The following is a 16,678-nucleotide window of genomic DNA, read 5'->3' on the forward strand; positions in this document are numbered from 1 at the left end:
TATCAATTATACTTAACCTATCTTTGTAAGGTTATTAGCAATAACACTATATAACCCCTGAGAGTTAACCGGTTTTGAAATAAAGTCATCCATACCTACATCTAAACAACGCTGCTTATCTTCTTCATATGCATTGGCTGTAATAGCGATAATTGGAACCCTTTTATCTTCCCCTATTTCATTTTCGCGAATGCGTATAGTACATTCATAACCGTCCATATTAGGCATTTGACAGTCCATTAAAATTAAATCAAACACATTATTTTTTAATGCTTTAAGCGCTTCTAAGCCGTCGTTTGCCATTGTAATAGTAACAGCTGTTGGCTCTAACATTTTTGCAATTACTTGGCGGTTTATAGGATTATCTTCTACTAGCAAAATATGCTTATTGATCAAATCTGGTAAAGATTGCTCTTGTACACGCTTTGCTAAATCGACAATTTGCGCTTTAGGTGCATGTATCGAAAACTTAATCGTACTGCCCAAACCTGGCACGCTATTGAGGGTTATTTCACCCTCCATTTTTTTAATCAAACCTTGGCAAATAGCCAGCCCAAGCCCTGTACCGCCATACTTACGAGCTACGCTAGCATCTGCTTGGGTAAACTCACTAAAAAGTAATAGTTGCTGCTCTTTTTCAATCCCAATTCCGCTATCAGACACACTTACCGTCAGTTGCTCATCTTTGTAATCAAACGATAAACGCACAAACCCAGCCTGAGTAAACTTTTGTGCATTTGACAATAAATTAATAATTATTTGATTTAAACGTAAGTCATCTACATTTAAACAATCGGGTAAGTCTGGGCTACGCTGAATAATAAACTCAACATTGTTAGAATGAATAATGGGTGAGAATAACGAGTGTATATTTTCTATAAACGGAGCAAGCAAAGTAGCACGGGGGCTTATTTGCATAGCGTTAGCTTCAATTTTAGAAAAATCTAAAATATCATTTAATATTTGTAGTAAATTTTTTGAGCTTTTTTGTTGTGTTTCAAGAAGGTCACGCTGCTCATCGGTAAGGGTGGAATCACGAAGTAATACCTCACCCATACCTAAGATCCCGTTCATAGGCGTGCGCAGTTCATGACTCATATTGGCCAAAAACTGTGACTTAGCTTTATTAGCTTCATTAGCAGATTTAACTGCTTTTGTTAGCTCATCTGTTTGCTCTGCCACTTTAACTTCCAATTGCTGGTTAAATTGGCTTAGCTGTTTATTTAGATCCTGATTTTTAATATTAGACGCTTGTAAGCTCTCTATTGAGTCCCTTAACGCACTTCCCAGCATCTTAAACTGCTCTTGTAGCTGCAGTACTTCGTACCAACTAGACTCTGTATTAAAATGTTGTTTTTCTGATTTATCAAAATCATGCATTAAATTAGTTAAACCAATAATTGGCTGAACTAATAAGTTAGACAAATGATGTATAAACAACACCACTAAAAATATCAACACTGCACTAAATAATATTGTTGGTAACCAGGCACTTGCTACTACCTTTGTTAAGTGCTTACGATTGTAAAACGTGATGACCTGCCATTTACTAACAGTATCAACATACTGATTGGTATGAAATACTTCATTATTAACAGAACGGAACAGTTGATTATCGCCCAAGTTACTTATCGTAAAATCTAAAGTTTTAAAGTCAGCCAATATGTCAAATTGTGCTAATGAGCTAAAAACAATCCTTTGCTCAGCATCGAGTATAATTAGCTCACCAGTTTGGTTAAACAAATTCGGTATATATTGCTCTAAACGTTCAAGCTTTAACGACCCTTCCACTACACCATAAAACTCATCATTTCTGTAAATAGGCGCAGAAAGTGCAACTATAGGTTCATTACCAAGGCCACGCCCCTGAAACACACCACTGCTATAACCTTGAGGATACTGTTTAGCTTGAGAGAAATAAGGGCGGTCGTTTACAAAGCGTTTTTCTTCACTAAGTCCTTCTAATAATGTGCTGGGAATACTTTTAGCTACATAGCCATTTGGCATTGCATATAAGCTTGTAGTAAAACCTGGGTATAAATTCATTAACTGCGTTAACTGTTGTTGTATAGTAATTCCACCACCTATGGCATTACTGCTCATTACCACCGCGTTTTTATGAAACTGTAAATAGTCATTCAACTGTGTGCTAATTGATTTCGCTTTTTCTTCAAGCTGAGCATTTACCTCATACTCTATGCGTGAGTGATGATCGTTCACTAAAAAAACACTTGTAATAAGGACAACCAAAACAATAATGACGCTGACAACATAGCTAAGAATACGGGCGAGTGGGCGTCCTTGATAAGCACGACTAGCAAAGGGAACAAATATGCTCATCAAATCAACGAGTGCTAAGCTTATTAATGCATTTACCAGGTATTTAAACACTGCAACAATAAGCGTTAGCGATGCTAAATCCATTACAAACTGGCCTATGCCCCAAATGATAGGCAGTCCAACTAAAAACCAAAATACGGCACCTAAGGGTAAAATAGGTTTAGAGCGCCTTAAACAAAAAACATAAAGCCATAAAAGCTCCAACAAATAAACTATGCTGGGCCAACAGTGCCCCCACCTATAGAGTAAAAAGCTTGAGACAATTGCGAGCGTAAGGCAGGAATAACGCAGTCCAGTGAATACTAAGCTGCATAAAACAAAAAATTGTCCAAATAAAAATTCAGAACTATCGAAAAAATACAGGGGTAAAAGGTTAACCAACCCGCCTATTAACCCTAATAAAATAGCTAGTGCCCACTTACTTCTTTGAGACATTACAACAACCCTTGGGCATCTGATTTAACATGTGTAGCGTTAACGTTAACGTATTATTTCATTATTGCGCAATATCTAAGTGTTGTCTATATGGCAGAAATATAGGGAATATCAGAAAATAAACTTGTGTGTATTTGGTTAAAGTTTTTTGAATTGATTAGCTGTAGTCACCCAAATGAGGAATTTGGGTGGCAGTCTTACCAGCCACATCTCGGCACACACGTCACAAACTGTGGCTGCTCCCTTCCGGGCCTGACCAGGTTCGCCTGCTAGTGTTGCGAGAGGACCAATAAGACTACCATTGAGGGCCTTGGTTGGCGCGGAGGAGATTATCTCTACTTTTACTGTGTTATTCAAGGGATAATCAAAAAAGAAGGTGCGATTGCATACTTCATATACAATCGCGGCTTTGAAATTTAATTTGTGACTGTTATTTGCTCTCTAATTGCGCTTTTATATTACGAAGTGCTGCTTTTACTTTTTTCATGTTGTCTGGACCCATGCGTAAAAGCTGTTTTTGAGCAGCAGGAAGTTGCTCCCACTCTGAAAACGCATACTGATAAGTTACTGAGTCACGTAAAAGTGGTAAGGCGCCTTCAGGCTCCGGAGTATCAAGTAGTAAATCGATAGCGTCGTTCAATGTTTGCTTAAACTCGTCATCGCCATAACCAATTTCAGTGTATGCATCGTTAATAAGTGGCTGGTACTCTTCAAACATACGGACTACTTGCGCTGCACTCATGCTAGTAAAAATTTTTACATACGGTGTGTAACGCTCATAACTATTTGGATCAATTGTTAAAATATCCCCTTCGGTAACACTAAAGCTTTCTTGGGGTTTAATAACAGGATTATGTTTTTTAGCTACTTTGCCTTGAGCTAAGTTGTCAATAAAAACAACACCTCGACGAATAACATCATCAGTGACTAATAGGCTCATCACAGAGTCACTTAGGTACTCGTCAATTTTGGCAACAACCATAGTATCACTATCGTTTAAGGCAGGTAGCGTAGCTACTTCTGGTTCGGGTTCAACTATGCGCTGCGCTGGCACTTCGAGCTCTGCCGGCTGTTCAACTGCTGTTGGCTCTTCTGGCTCAATTATATCTGGTTCATTTAATGGCTTAAGTTCCATTATTGGCCGCTCTTTAACGGGCTCTGTTGCTTCTATGCGCGCAACCGGTTCGTCACTTGGTTTAAGTAATACAAATGCAACCACACAGGCAACAACAATTAGCGTAATAATGGCAAGAAGTAAGTTACTGTTTGTTGAGCGTTTTTGAACATCTGGTGAGTCTGACATACGAACTCCATAAAAAAATAAAAATGCGATATCACTTAGAGTGGGCTAAGTGGATTAAATTCATTCTGTTCGAGTTTTTTATTAAATCAATAGTTATCTTAAGTTAGACATGCTGAATTCAGCATTAAATTATACAGTTATAACTCTATGAACAGTTAACCTTTGATTCTTCTAGCTTAAAGACTTACAGTTGATAAATAAAGTAAAGACGTTGAACAGTTTAACCACCAATATGAAAATTAAGCAAATAGATCCCAAAAAACCTAAAACAGCCTTATTACTCACTGGTGGTGGTGCTCGAGCGGCGTATCAAGTAGGTGTTTTAAAAGCGCTAGCTCACAGTATGCCACGTACGGCACCTCTTCCTTTTAGAATAATAAATGGTACGTCTGCAGGCGCAATAAACTCTGCAGCCTTGGCTTGTTATGCCTCTTGTGCGCACTTAGCAGTGCGAAAATTAGAATCTGTTTGGAAAAACTTTTCGACCTCAATGGTGTATAAAAGTGATTTTTTAAGTGTATTTGGCCATATTGCGCGTAATATTTTAACTAGCTTTCAATCAGAGCATATTAACCACCCACCAGCAAGCTTGCTTAACAACCGCCCTTTACGTGGTTTACTTAACGAAATTTTAGACCTGCATCGCATAGAGCGTAATTTACACCGAAACTATTTAGAGGCGCTTTCGATTACAGCCTCAAGCTATACCACAGGTGATTCAGTCGCTTTTTTTCAGTCAAATACACAAACAGCTTGGCAAAGAGCTAAACGAGAAGGCCGCCCAACACGCATTAATGTTGAGCATTTAATGGCATCTAGTGCTATTCCAATGGTGTTCCCAAGCGTGAATATCCACAATCATTACTTTGGTGATGGTTCTATACATCAACTATCGCCACTTAGCCCTTCAATACATTTGGGTGCCGAAAAAATATTTATCATTGGTGTAGATGAACCTAAAGAGCCGCATCCACCGGGATATTCTGCGCATTACCCTGGGCTTTCTGCTGTAGCCGGACACTTGCTTGATAGTGTATTTACCGACACCATGCAGTCAGACTTAGAACGCTTGGGTAGAATAAACCGCACTTTGGGGCTTTTACCTGCGCGAGATAAACACCAAGAGCTAAAGCAAATAGATAGCTTTGTTATTAACCCCTCACAAAACTTTAATGTTATTGCAGCACAGTATTACAACGATATGCCATGGGCGATAAAAGTATTATTGCGTACTATTGGTGTTAAAAAGCACTCTCAATCAAGTTTAACGAGTTACTTATTATTTGAAAAACGCTATACCCAGCACTTAATGGAAATAGGGTATCAAGACGGCATGGCTAAGCTACCTGAAATAAGAGCTTTTTTAGGGCTCGATTAATTTATTATTCAATGCCGTCTAATAAAAAATGTTCTACGCGTTCCACACGCCTTGGTTTACCTTGCAAAACGAGTATATCGTTGGCAAGCAAGATAATTTGATCTGAAGGGGCATCTATTTCTCGGTCTTGGCGTCGCAATGCCTTAATAGATACCTTGCGCTTTACTAAATTAAGCTCATTTATACTTTTATTAACCGCATGTGCTTTATCGGGCAGAGCAACCACATGCAAATACTCTAATTTATCTGAATTACTTTCATCGTTGTTTATATGCTCACCTGTAAAAAAACTTTGCAAAAATTGATAACGATTTCTTCGCTCATCACTCACTCGCCTAATAATTCGGCTCATGGGTACACCCGACATAGACAAAACATGCGAGACTATCATTAAACTTGCTTCAAGCGTTTCTGGTACAACTTCAGTGACACCAAGCTCTCGTAGTTTTTCAAGCTGGCTATCGTCACGGGTACGTATAAGTATTTTTACCTCTGGAGCTATTTGCTTTATTGCATCTATCACTATTTGTGTTTGTTCAAACTCGGTAAATGTAATAATCACCAACCGCGCTCGCTCTACGCCCGCACACTTTAAAATATCTTTTTGTTTAACGTGGCCAAATATTACAGGCTCACCTGCGGCCTTACCTTCTTGAACAAGTATGGGGTTACTTTCAACAGCAACATATTCAATAGCTTCTGGCTTTAAAAAGCGCGCTATAGTTTGCCCTACCCTCGAAAAACCACAAATGACGACATGGTTTGTGTAAAGCGCACTTACTTGTGGCTCACCTTCCCATGCAATGCTTGGGCTATTTAATAACCCTAAACGCCTTAAAATATAGGGTGTTTTTTCAATTAAAAATGGGGTTAACGCCATCGATAACACACCAAGGGCAATTAAAAATGAAATGTGTTCGCTGGTTAATAATTGATGCTGCCTACCCAAAGCAATTAATACAAAACCAAATTCACCCATTTGCCACAGCATAATGCCACACGCTAAAGAGTCCTGCTTTCGTTCACCCATAAGTTGTGCACTGATGGCAACCACGGCTATTTTTAAAACCAATAATCCAAATAATGCGCCAACAATAATAAGACCATTGCTAAACACATAGAGTAAATCGAGCTGCATGCCTACGGTAACAAAAAACAGCCCCATTAAGATATCGCGAAATGGCCGTATATCGGCTTCAAGCTGGTGCCTGTAATGACTTTCACCAAGCATCATCCCGGCCAAAAATGCACCTAGCGCCATTGATAAGCCAAACATATAGGTTAGTAAACCTGCAAACAAAGCAACTAGTAGCGTAGTAAGTACAAATAACTCATCAGTGCGCACTAAGGCTATTTCGCTGAATACTTTAGGCAGTAACCATTTACCAATAGCCCACAGTAATACGCAAACAAAAGCCCCTTTAGTTAGAGAAAATGCTAACGCCCACCCAATTGTTTGTGAATCGCTTGTGGCAAATAAAGGAAGAATAATAAGTAAAGGGACTACGGCAATGTCTTGAAACAACAATACACCGATTGCTAATTGCCCTCTACGCTGATTAAGTTCACCACTTTCTTTGAGCAACTTAACAACTACCGCCGTTGAAGACAGCGCCATAATAGAACCAATAGTAAAGCTGGTAAGCAAACTGAAGTTTAAACAGTACAAAATTATAATAAGCACTAAGCTTGTTACAATCACCTGCAGTGAACCTAAGCCAAATACAATATTACGCATGGCCATTAATCGAGATATTGAAAACTCAAGCCCTAAGCTAAAAAGCAAAAATACAATACCAAGCTCTGCAACAAAGTCTATTTCGTGCGTATGTTCAAGCCATCCAACGCCATGACTGCCAGCTAAAACACCTGTTGCTAGGTACGCCAAAATTGGCGGCAAACCGATGCGCTTAAAAAACCACACAAAAATAACGGCAACGACAAGTAAGCCAAAAAATTGAGCATTAGTACTTTGCAAATTTGGCCTCCGGCTTCAATTAAACTAGGGGATGTAATTTAACTATAGCAAGCAATTGTTTTTAAGCTAATTTTAAAATATGGCACAAAAATCGCTTAATATTTGCAAAGCAACACTCTCGGGGGAGAATTTAATGGAAAATGTCCATATTTTGACGCAACGTGTCTCTGGTCGCGGCGACTTTTTGCCGTTTTCGGCTGAACACACACCAAATAATGAAACAACGGCAACACACGAGTTAGTCGCTGAGCTACAGACTAGTTTAGTTATTGAAGATGTATTAGCCATATACGCAAAATTTACAAAAAAGCTTTTAAACTTTACGGGATTGCAGTTTCAGTCAACGCTTGGCACTGCACAAACGTCTGAAAGCGATACTAATAGCACGCCCTATATTTTTGACTTAACGATTGGAAGAGAGCACTTAGGGCAACTTATATACTTTAGTAAATACCCTTTAGGCAAAGCAATTGAAAGTAAGTTACGCTCGCTTCACTCTGCGCTAGTGTACCCACTACGCAATGCAATGATGTATAGCCGCGTACTTAAATTGGCGACAAAAGACTCATTAACGGGTTTGAACAACCGTAGTCAATTTAATGACATTTTATCTCAAAAGCTCGAAAATTGTCGCCGCTATCAGCGCCCTTTCAGCTTAATGTTACTTGACCTAGATAATTTTAAGCAGGTAAATGACAAGTTTGGCCACAAAATTGGCGACGATACACTTAAAGAATTTGCAACGGTATTAAATTCAAGTATACGCGCTACAGATACCGTATTTAGGTTCGGCGGCGATGAATTCGCAATACTAATAGAAGACCCTGAATTCAAAACTAATCAGGTTGTATCTGAACGTATAATGCAATTTGTAAAGCAATCTAGCTTAATGTCAAAGCATGAAGTTACGGTTAGTATTGGCTATACCTTAGCAATGAGTAATGACTGCGATATAGAAATCTTTTCTCGCGCAGATAAAGGCTTGTACAAAGCAAAAGCGTCTGGCAGAAACTGCGCTAAAGCATATTGATTATAAGGCTTTTTTAAAAGGCTTAGCTTCCCCCGCTAAGCCTTTTTCATGTAAACCGTTGCCCTATTACTTAATAGACTTTGCAGGTAAAAATTTATAAATTGTCAGTGCTACACAAAAACCTAAAAAGTAACCACTCACTAAATTTATTAAGGCTGTGGCGGTATCAAGAGGCGTAAATAACACTAAAACGAGCGGTAAACTCACCCCTAATATAAAAAATATACCGCCTTTACCTAACCAATACGCCATTAATATAACCGCTGATATAGCACCGCCTAAAACAGCATACGCTAAAGTGACAATGTTCAAATCAAGCAATACATTAGCAACTATCGCTATCAGGGCTGTTAATAGTATGCCTAGTGGCGCTTTATTGACTAGCGATAATCCAACATGTGGCTGTTTACTCATTTATTTACACTCCCAATAAATACCATTTTCATCATAATGTTTTTCACTTATAAAATAGCCAACCACTTGTACTAGTTCGTCATTATAAAAAATAAGCGGCACTTGACTTCGAAGCCAAGGCGCTACTTTTGCGTCCTTAAACCAGTGCTTAACGCTATTACTTCCGGGCTTTTTAAGAGGCTTTATACGAGCGCTGTTGTAATTAAATCTTACTGAAACCTGCTCATTGGCATGCGGTGCTCTTATTCCTACACCACTTTGCTTTGTTAATACGCGGCCATCGTTGAGAGTGAGTTCATGAGTGATTAACTCATCATCATTCACAATGTTTTTTTGAGTTACAAAGTATAAATACCCTTGGTGGCGCCTAACCTGCCCATCAACTAAGTCAATTTGAATTTTAGCATCGGCCTGAGCGTTTATTGCCTGATTAATAATTTGTGACAATTGCTTTTGAGATGGCATTACTTGGGTAAATAAGCTAAGCCACGCACGAACCACATTTGTTATGCGCACGTCGCTATAGTGAATTATTTGGCTAATACACAATGCTTGCTGGTCATTTAAACTTTGGCTTAAATCAATTTGAGTGTACTCATCAAGTAGCGCTTGTTGTTGCTGCAATAACTCAATGCTGCGCCCAGCACACTGTTCAAAACCTTTAAACCGCATAGCCAGTTCAGGCACTACACGTGCACGCAAAAAGTTACGATCAAAACGCTCATCGGTATTTGAGTCATCAGTAATGTGCGCAATATTAAACGCTGTGGCAAAGTGCTCTATATCACTGCGCGTAATGTTTAAAAGCGGCCTGTAGCATATTCGCCCGCTTTGTAGTTCACGCATTGCTTGCATTGCGCCTAACCCTTTTAAGCCCGAGCCACGCTTTAAACGCAGTAAAAACGTTTCTATTTGGTCGTTTAAATGCTGGCCTAATAAAATAACACTTTGCGGTGCGCTTAGTTCATCAAGTGCTTTATAACGTGCCTCACGTGCCTGCGCTTCAAGGCTTGTTCGTGTTTGCCGGCTTATTGTTACCTGCGCGGTATTAAACGGTATATCTAGCTCAACGCATAGGTTTTGGCAAAAAGCCTGCCAGTCATTAGCGTATTCGCTTAAGCCATGATTAACGTATATTGCACTTACCTTTAGCTTTGGCATTTCTTGCTTTAGCACGTGCATTACCTGTAACAATACAACTGAGTCGACCCCACCCGAAAGCGCAACAGTAAAATTAAACTGTTGTTGCTTAAAAAAGTGCTCTAGAGCGTGTTTAACGTGTTGATAAATGGCTGATGATTGCATGCAATACGCTATAAAATTTATGTTGGGAGTATTTTAAAACAAAAAAGCCGCATAAGCGGCTTTTTTTAACATTCAATGTAATAGCTACTTTATTAGCAGTAACCAAACGACATTAAACGTTTGTAACGTTGATCAAGCATGTCTTCAAGCGAAAGCGCTTGTAAGTCTGCTAAATCACGTTTTAAACGGGTTTTTAAGTTACGCGCCATCGCATCGTAATTACGATGTGCACCACCTAAAGGCTCATCAACTAAGTTGTTGATTAAATCTAACTCTTTAACACGCTCAGCGGTCACGCCCATAGCTTCTGCAGCAAGTGGTGCTTTATCGGCGCTTTTCCATAAAATTGAAGCACAGCCTTCTGGCGAAATTACCGAGTACGTGCTGTATTGCAACATATTAACTCTGTCACCAACACCAATCGCTAATGCACCACCTGAGCCGCCCTCACCAATAACTGTACAAATAGTTGGCACTTTAAGCGCCGCCATTACTTTAAGGTTACGTGCAATTGCTTCAGACTGACCACGCTCTTCAGCGCCAACACCAGGGTATGCACCTGGCGTGTCGATAAAGGTCATAATTGGCATTTTAAAACGCTCGGCCATTTCCATTAAGCGAAGTGCTTTACGGTAGCCTTCTGGTTTTGGCATACCAAAGTTGCGTTTAATTTTTTCAGCTGTGTCGCGGCCTTTTTGTTGGCCAATAACCATAACGGGTTCGCCATCTAAACGTGCAACACCGCCTAAAATAGCCGGATCGTTAGCAAAAGTACGATCGCCTGCAAACTCGTCAAATTCCGTGAAAATACGCTCGATATAATCTCGAGTATAAGGACGCAACGGATGACGCGCTAACTGCGATACTTGCCAAGCGCCTAAGTTTGAGAAAATTTCCTCTTTTTGCTTAGCACTTTTTTCTTTTAATTTGCTGACTTCCTCTTCTAGCTCAAGGTCTAATTCGCCAGCGCGGCTTATGCTTTGTAATTCTTCAATTTTTGCTTCTAATTCTGCAATCGGAAGCTCAAAATCAAGATAATTGAGGCTCATGCTCTAAACTACCTAATCAGTTAAATTCTAGTTCTACATCTTGTGCCGCCATGAGTGATAACTTGTGAATCAAGTCGTCGCTCGGCGTGACACACCATTCGATCCCTAGGGTTAATTGCGCCAACGCATCTGGGCGTTGGTAATAAACCTTGATCGGACACGTTCCCATTTTATAAGGTTCGAGTACTTTTTGTAATTTATCGAAGAAACCTGCCTCGATTTGCACCATGTTCAGCGTCATTTTAATCGCTTTAATACGTTTTTCACGCGCTTGAGCAATGGTGTTTATTTCTCTGGCGGTCATTGTAATGCCACCGGAGAAGTTATCAAAGCTGACCTGTCCAGATATTACCAAGATATTGTTAACTTGAAGCATTTCTTGGTACATTTCAAACTGTTCTGGGAACAAGCGTACATCAATACGGGCGCTCTTGTCATCTAAAGTTATTAAGCCCCAACGGTTGCCTTTTTTATTAATTAAGGTCCGCGCTGAAATAACTAGACCAGCGGCAGTAGAGAGTACATCACGATTAGTTGGTTGTAAATCCACCAGCTTTCCGCTGGTGTAATACCTAAGCTCCTTGCGATACTGATTTATCGGATGCCCAGTTAAATAAAGGCCTAGGGTATCTTTTTCACCTTCAAGCCATTCATTGTCGGTCAGGCCCGTGGCCTTAATAAACGCTTGCTCTACTTCGTCTGGCTCAGTAGCCAATAAACCAAATAAATCGCTTTGTCCAAGTTGCTCTGCCTTGTTGTGCTGATCGGCCGCGCGCATAGCGTCTTTTAAACTTGCCAGTAATGTTGCACGCCCAGCTTGGGTTTTTTCTGGCCCAAGCTTATCAAGTGCACCGGCATAAATTAATTTTTCGGTGACACGTTTATTCAGACGTTTTAAGTCAACGCGAGCACAAAAATCAAATAAATCCTTAAACGGGCCGCCCTTTGCGCGCGCTTCTAAAATAGCGTCTACTGGCGCTTCACCTACACCTTTAATTGCGCCAATACCATAAACAATTTCGCCTTGCAGGTTAACCGTAAACTTAAACTCACCAGCATTTACATCAGGCGGTAATAAGGTAAGTTTCATGTTTTCACATTCATCTACCAAAATCACTATTTTGTCGGTGTTATCCATATCGGCCGACATTACCGCAGCCATAAACTCAGCTGGGTGGTGCGTTTTCATCCATAACGTTTGGTACGAAACCAGTGCATACGCTGCTGAGTGAGATTTATTAAAACCATAACCTGCGAATTTTTCTACCAAGTCGAAGATTTTTATCGCCAGTTCGCCATCAATACCATTATTACGCGCGCCATCTTCAAATGTTGAACGCTGCTTTGCCATTTCTTCAGGTTTTTTCTTACCCATTGCACGGCGTAACATATCTGCACCACCCAGCGTATAGCCTGCGAGTACCTGCGCTATTTGCATTACTTGTTCTTGATACAAAATAATGCCGTAAGTAGGATCGAGTATTGGTTTTAAGCTTTCGTGTTGGTACTGCGCATCTGGGTATGAAATTTCCTCTCTACCCAGTTTTCGGTCGATAAAGTTATCTACCATGCCTGATTGCAATGGACCTGGGCGGAACAAGGCTACTAATGCAATCATATCTTCAAAGCAATCGGGCTTAAGGCGGCGTACTAAATCTTTCATGCCGCGCGATTCTAGCTGAAACACCGCGGTTGTTTCGGCGCGCAGTAATAGCTCTATGCTTTTTTTATCATCCAGTGGAATAGTGTTGATATCAACAGGGTCTTTGCCTTCGCGCTGCATACGCACGTTGGTCATATCCACTGCCCACTGTAAAATGGTCAAGGTACGTAAGCCCAAAAAGTCGAACTTAACAAGGCCCGCAGTTTCTACGTCGTTTTTATCAAACTGTGTTACCGGAAATTTACCTTCATCGTCACAATAAAGTGCAGCAAAGTCGGTAATGGTGGTCGGCGATATTACAACACCACCGGCGTGTTTACCGGCATTACGCGTACACCCTTCTAGGATGCGACACATATCGATTAAATCTTTTACCTCTGAGTCACCATCGTAGGCTTCTTGCAAACGCGGCTCTACTTCAAAGGCTTTGGCAAGGGTCATCCCCGGATCGCCTGGAATCAGTTTCGAAATACGATCAACAAAACCATAAGGATGACCAAGTACACGACCTACATCGCGTATTACCGCTTTTGCGGCCATAGTACCAAAAGTAATAATTTGTGATACCGCGTCACGCCCATACAATGCCGATACGTGATCAATTACTTCGTCACGTCTGTCCATACAAAAATCGACGTCGAAATCGGGCATTGATACACGTTCAGGGTTCAAAAATCGCTCAAAAAGCAAGTCGAACTCAAGGGGATCCAAATCGGTAATTTTAAGTGCGTATGCTACTAATGAACCTGCACCTGAACCACGGCCAGGTCCAACCGGTATATTGTTATCTTTACTCCACTGAATAAACTCCATTACGATTAAGAAGTAACCCGGAAAACCCATTTGGTTGATTACGCCAAGCTCTACGGCTAGGCGTTCATCGTACTCAACACGTTTTACTTTTCTATCTTCTTCGTCAGGAAACAAAAACTGGAGTCGTTCTTCAAGGCCATCTTCTGACACTTTAACCAAAAACTCATCAATATTAAGAGAGCCTGTTGGATAATCTGGTAAAAAGTATTCGCCTAACTTTACAGTCACATTACAGCGCTTAGCTATTTCTACCGTATTTTGTAGTGCTTCAGGTATATCACTAAATAGCTCAGCCATTTGCTCAGGCGTTTTTAGGTATTGTTCTTCTGAGAAACGTTTTGGACGGCGTTTGTCATCAAGTGTGTAGCCATCAAATATAGCTACACGAATTTCGTGCGCTTCAAAATTTTCAGGTTTTAGAAATACCACTTCGTTGGTTGCAACAACGGGCAGCTGCTCTTTAGCTGCAAGCTCTACCGCCATGTGCAGGTAATCTTCTTCAAGCGGGCGGTTAGTTCGTACAAGCTCTAAATAGTAATGATCGCTAAAGTGCTGCTTGTAAAAGCTAATTACGCTTTCTATAACGCCCGGATTATTTTTTAATAATGCCTTACCTAAATCACCGTCTTTTGCGCCCGAAAGAATAATTAAGCCTTCTTTATGATTAGCTAACCATTCTCTGTCAATTACTGGACGATGAAATACATGACCACGCTGATACGCCTCAGAAATTAATAGCGTTATATTTTTATAACCCACATTGTCTTTAGCTAAAATTGTAATGCGACATGGCTCATCCGGAAATTCAGGGCTGCGCAGCCAAAAATCAGCACCCACAATCGGCTTTATACCGGCATTATGGGTAGCGCCATAAAAGCGAACTAATCCACAAAAGTTCATTTGATCGGTAATAGCAATCGCGGGCATTTCTAGCTCTTGCGCCTTTGCGACTATTGGCTTGGTTTTAGCTAAGCCATCAACCATCGAAAAGTCTGAGTGGACCCTTAAATGTACAAAATCAGGTGCTGCCATTATTTTTCCTCGCCTTTCGCTTGCATAAGTACACGCTGCACGGGTTTAAAACTTTTACGATGTTCATCTATTGCACCGTACTGCTCAAGTGCTGCAAAGTGCGCTTTAGTTGGGTAACCTTTATGCCCTGCAAACCCGTATTGCGGGTGGCGTTTATCAAGTTCAAGCATTTCATCATCACGCGCTACTTTGGCTAAAATAGAGGCTGCTGATATTTCGGCAACCAGGCTATCGCCTTTAACAACCGCTTGAGCAGGCATTGTGAGTTTTGGTAAACGGTTCCCATCTATAAATACAAACTCAGGCTGTGTGCTTAGTCCTTCCACTGCGCGGCTCATAGCAAGCATGGTCGCTTGTAAAATGTTTAAGTCATCAATTTCTGATGGACTACAACGGCCATAGGCATAGCATAATGCGTTTTCTTTTATCTCGGTGGCTAATGCTTGGCGCTTTTTGTCTGTTAATTTTTTAGAGTCGGCTAGACCAGCTATTGGTTTAGTTGGGTCAAGTATTACCGCAGCGGTAACAACGTCGCCAACCAGCGGGCCTCGCCCTACTTCATCAACACCGGCAATTAAGGTTACATTGGGTCGTTCAATTTGCATGTATTAACTCCGCCACAGCATTGGCTGCTTGCTCGCTGGCATTTAATCTAATGTTTTCATGAATTGCTAAAAAACGCGCTTTTAATTGTCTATTGTCTGTTTCTAGCATTGGGGTAAGTGCTTGAGTTAAGTTTTTAACATTACAGTCGCTTTGTAAAAATTCAGGCACTAACTCTTCATCTGCCAATAAATTTGGCAACGAAAAATATTTGATGTTAAAGGTAAACAAGGTTTTAAAAATCCAGTAGCTTAATGGTTTTATTTTATACCCAACAACCATTGGCTTTTTATACAGCATGCCTTCGAGTGTGGCTGTGCCAGACGCAAGTAAAATGGCATCTGCCGCTTGCATTGCTAATTTAGATTGCCCATCTAGCAAGCTAATATTAAGGCTAGGCGCTGTGGCATTTAAAATATCAGTAAACTGCGCTTTGCGCTTTTCGTTTACCAGTGGAACCACAATTTTAAGGTCTGGGTTTTGAGCTTGAAGTTGCTGCGCTGTTTTTATATAGGTTTCACTCAGCAAGCCTACTTCAGAGCCTCGGCTACCTGGCAATAATGCCAGTACTTTGTCATCAAGACTTAAGCCTAGTTTTGCACGTGCTTGGCTATCGTCGTGCTCAAGCGCTATATCGTCTGCTAATGTGTGCCCTACAAACGTACACGGTACTTGGTGCTTGTCGTAAAATTCTTTTTCAAACGGCAATAGTGCAAGCACTAAGTTAGTAGCTGCGCTAATAGTATGAATACGTTTTTCTCGCCATGCCCAAACTGAAGGGCTTACGTATTGAACTGTTTTAATGCCTGCATCTTTTAATGGTTTTTCAACGCGAAGATTAAAATCAGGGGCGTCTATTCCAATAAATACATCGGGTGGGTTATCTATAAAATGTTGAACCAATTGTTTACGAATTTTCAGTAAACGCGGTAAACGCCCGAGTACTTCAACCAAGCCCATTACAGACAGCTCATCCATATCGTATAGAGTTTTACAACCTTGAGCTTGCATTTTTGGTCCTGCAATCCCCTCAAAGGTGGCATCTGGAAAATGTACTTTTAATGCTTTTATTAGGCCTTCGCCTAAAATATCGCCCGACAGTTCGCCTGCCACTATACCTATTCGTAGTTGTTTTTTTTCTTTCGTCATTTGCTTTTTAGTTCATATTTTAATCGGGCGTCATGAGTTTAGTTTACCGCGTTTTGGTATGTGTTTAAACGCTTTAAATAACTCGTTTTTTAACTGTAAATATAATCTCTATTGTTGTTTATTTTTAATACTGATGTAGCATATAAATTATATATTAAGTTTTACTAATATATATTGACAAGTATT

11 protein-coding genes and 1 other RNA gene are annotated in these 16,678 nt (G+C 40.4%); 2 read left to right on the forward strand and 10 right to left on the reverse strand.

Annotated elements, in window-relative coordinates:
• Positions 1-12: 12 nt before the first annotated feature.
• From MTP24_RS10755 to MTP24_RS10765, 3 genes are all read right to left on the reverse strand, one after another.
• Positions 13-2,775 (reverse strand): response regulator, encoded by a 2,763-nt coding sequence (locus MTP24_RS10755; RefSeq protein WP_243531158.1) that lies wholly within the window; start codon positions 2,773-2,775, stop codon positions 13-15.
• A gap of 195 nt (positions 2,776-2,970) precedes the next feature.
• Positions 2,971-3,067: signal recognition particle sRNA small type (gene ffs, locus MTP24_RS10760), an RNA gene on the reverse strand.
• Between the two features lie 138 nt (positions 3,068-3,205).
• Entirely contained in the window at positions 3,206-4,078 is an 873-nt protein-coding gene (locus MTP24_RS10765; RefSeq protein WP_008126701.1) for a DUF3014 domain-containing protein, read from the reverse strand.
• Between the two features lie 232 nt (positions 4,079-4,310).
• Between MTP24_RS10765 and MTP24_RS10770 the strand changes: the two genes are divergently transcribed.
• On the forward strand, positions 4,311-5,456 hold the full coding sequence (locus tag MTP24_RS10770) for a patatin-like phospholipase family protein (RefSeq protein WP_243533708.1): 1,146 nt from the start codon (positions 4,311-4,313) through the stop codon (positions 5,454-5,456).
• Between the two features lie 4 nt (positions 5,457-5,460).
• Here the strand turns inward: MTP24_RS10770 and MTP24_RS10775 are convergent, their stop codons facing one another.
• Positions 5,461-7,434 carry a monovalent cation:proton antiporter-2 (CPA2) family protein gene (locus MTP24_RS10775; protein WP_243531160.1) on the reverse strand — a complete coding sequence of 658 codons (1,974 nt, stop codon included), beginning with the start codon at positions 7,432-7,434 and terminating at the stop codon, positions 5,461-5,463.
• Positions 7,435-7,567: 133 nt separating this feature from the next.
• On the opposite strand from MTP24_RS10775, the gene MTP24_RS10780 reads away from it, so the two are divergent.
• Positions 7,568-8,464 carry a GGDEF domain-containing protein gene (locus MTP24_RS10780; RefSeq protein ID WP_006793611.1) on the forward strand — a complete coding sequence of 299 codons (897 nt, stop codon included), beginning with the start codon at positions 7,568-7,570 and terminating at the stop codon, positions 8,462-8,464.
• A 66-nt stretch (positions 8,465-8,530) separates the two neighbouring features.
• Here the strand turns inward: MTP24_RS10780 and MTP24_RS10785 are convergent, their stop codons facing one another.
• The 6 genes from MTP24_RS10785 to lpxB form a co-directional block, all read right to left on the reverse strand.
• Positions 8,531-8,878 carry a hypothetical protein gene (locus MTP24_RS10785; RefSeq protein ID WP_243531162.1) on the reverse strand — a complete coding sequence of 116 codons (348 nt, stop codon included), beginning with the start codon at positions 8,876-8,878 and terminating at the stop codon, positions 8,531-8,533.
• Positions 8,879-10,183, reverse strand: coding sequence for a tRNA lysidine(34) synthetase TilS (tilS, locus tag MTP24_RS10790; protein WP_243531165.1), 1,305 nt, complete (start codon positions 10,181-10,183; stop codon positions 8,879-8,881). It lies immediately after the preceding gene.
• A gap of 92 nt (positions 10,184-10,275) precedes the next feature.
• Positions 10,276-11,232 (reverse strand): acetyl-CoA carboxylase carboxyl transferase subunit alpha, encoded by a 957-nt coding sequence (accA, locus tag MTP24_RS10795; protein ID WP_006793614.1) that lies wholly within the window; start codon positions 11,230-11,232, stop codon positions 10,276-10,278.
• Positions 11,233-11,248: 16 nt separating this feature from the next.
• The gene (gene dnaE, locus MTP24_RS10800; RefSeq protein WP_008126688.1) at positions 11,249-14,740 is read right to left on the reverse strand and encodes a DNA polymerase III subunit alpha; all 3,492 of its coding nucleotides are present in this window, start codon (positions 14,738-14,740) and stop codon (positions 11,249-11,251) included.
• Entirely contained in the window at positions 14,740-15,345 is a 606-nt protein-coding gene (gene rnhB, locus MTP24_RS10805; RefSeq protein WP_243531168.1) for a ribonuclease HII, read from the reverse strand. The genes dnaE and rnhB overlap by 1 nt, the downstream gene beginning before the upstream one ends.
• Positions 15,335-16,492 (reverse strand): lipid-A-disaccharide synthase, encoded by a 1,158-nt coding sequence (gene lpxB / locus MTP24_RS10810; protein ID WP_243531171.1) that lies wholly within the window; start codon positions 16,490-16,492, stop codon positions 15,335-15,337. The genes rnhB and lpxB overlap by 11 nt, the downstream gene beginning before the upstream one ends.
• Between the last annotated feature and the right edge of the window lie 186 nt (positions 16,493-16,678).

It is taken from the genome of Pseudoalteromonas sp. APM04 (assembly GCF_022809815.1).
Taxonomy (GTDB): Bacteria; Pseudomonadota; Gammaproteobacteria; order Enterobacterales; family Alteromonadaceae; genus Pseudoalteromonas; species Pseudoalteromonas marina.

Bases quoted from the DNA above. Each gene is read 5' to 3' on its own strand.
- MTP24_RS10780 (WP_006793611.1), top strand. From the start codon at position 7,568: ATGGAAAATGTCCATATTTTGACGCAACGTGTCTCTGGTCGCGGCGAC.
- dnaE (WP_008126688.1), bottom strand. From the start codon at position 14,740: ATGGCAGCACCTGATTTTGTACATTTAAGGGTCCACTCAGACTTTTCG.
- tilS (WP_243531165.1), bottom strand. From the start codon at position 10,183: ATGCAATCATCAGCCATTTATCAACACGTTAAACACGCTCTAGAGCAC.
- MTP24_RS10770 (WP_243533708.1), top strand. From the start codon at position 4,311: ATGAAAATTAAGCAAATAGATCCCAAAAAACCTAAAACAGCCTTATTA.
- accA (WP_006793614.1), bottom strand. From the start codon at position 11,232: ATGAGCCTCAATTATCTTGATTTTGAGCTTCCGATTGCAGAATTAGAA.
- MTP24_RS10765 (WP_008126701.1), bottom strand. From the start codon at position 4,078: ATGTCAGACTCACCAGATGTTCAAAAACGCTCAACAAACAGTAACTTA.
- rnhB (WP_243531168.1), bottom strand. From the start codon at position 15,345: ATGCAAATTGAACGACCCAATGTAACCTTAATTGCCGGTGTTGATGAA.
- lpxB (WP_243531171.1), bottom strand. From the start codon at position 16,492: ATGACGAAAGAAAAAAAACAACTACGAATAGGTATAGTGGCAGGCGAA.
- MTP24_RS10785 (WP_243531162.1), bottom strand. From the start codon at position 8,878: ATGAGTAAACAGCCACATGTTGGATTATCGCTAGTCAATAAAGCGCCA.
- MTP24_RS10755 (WP_243531158.1), bottom strand. From the start codon at position 2,775: ATGTCTCAAAGAAGTAAGTGGGCACTAGCTATTTTATTAGGGTTAATA.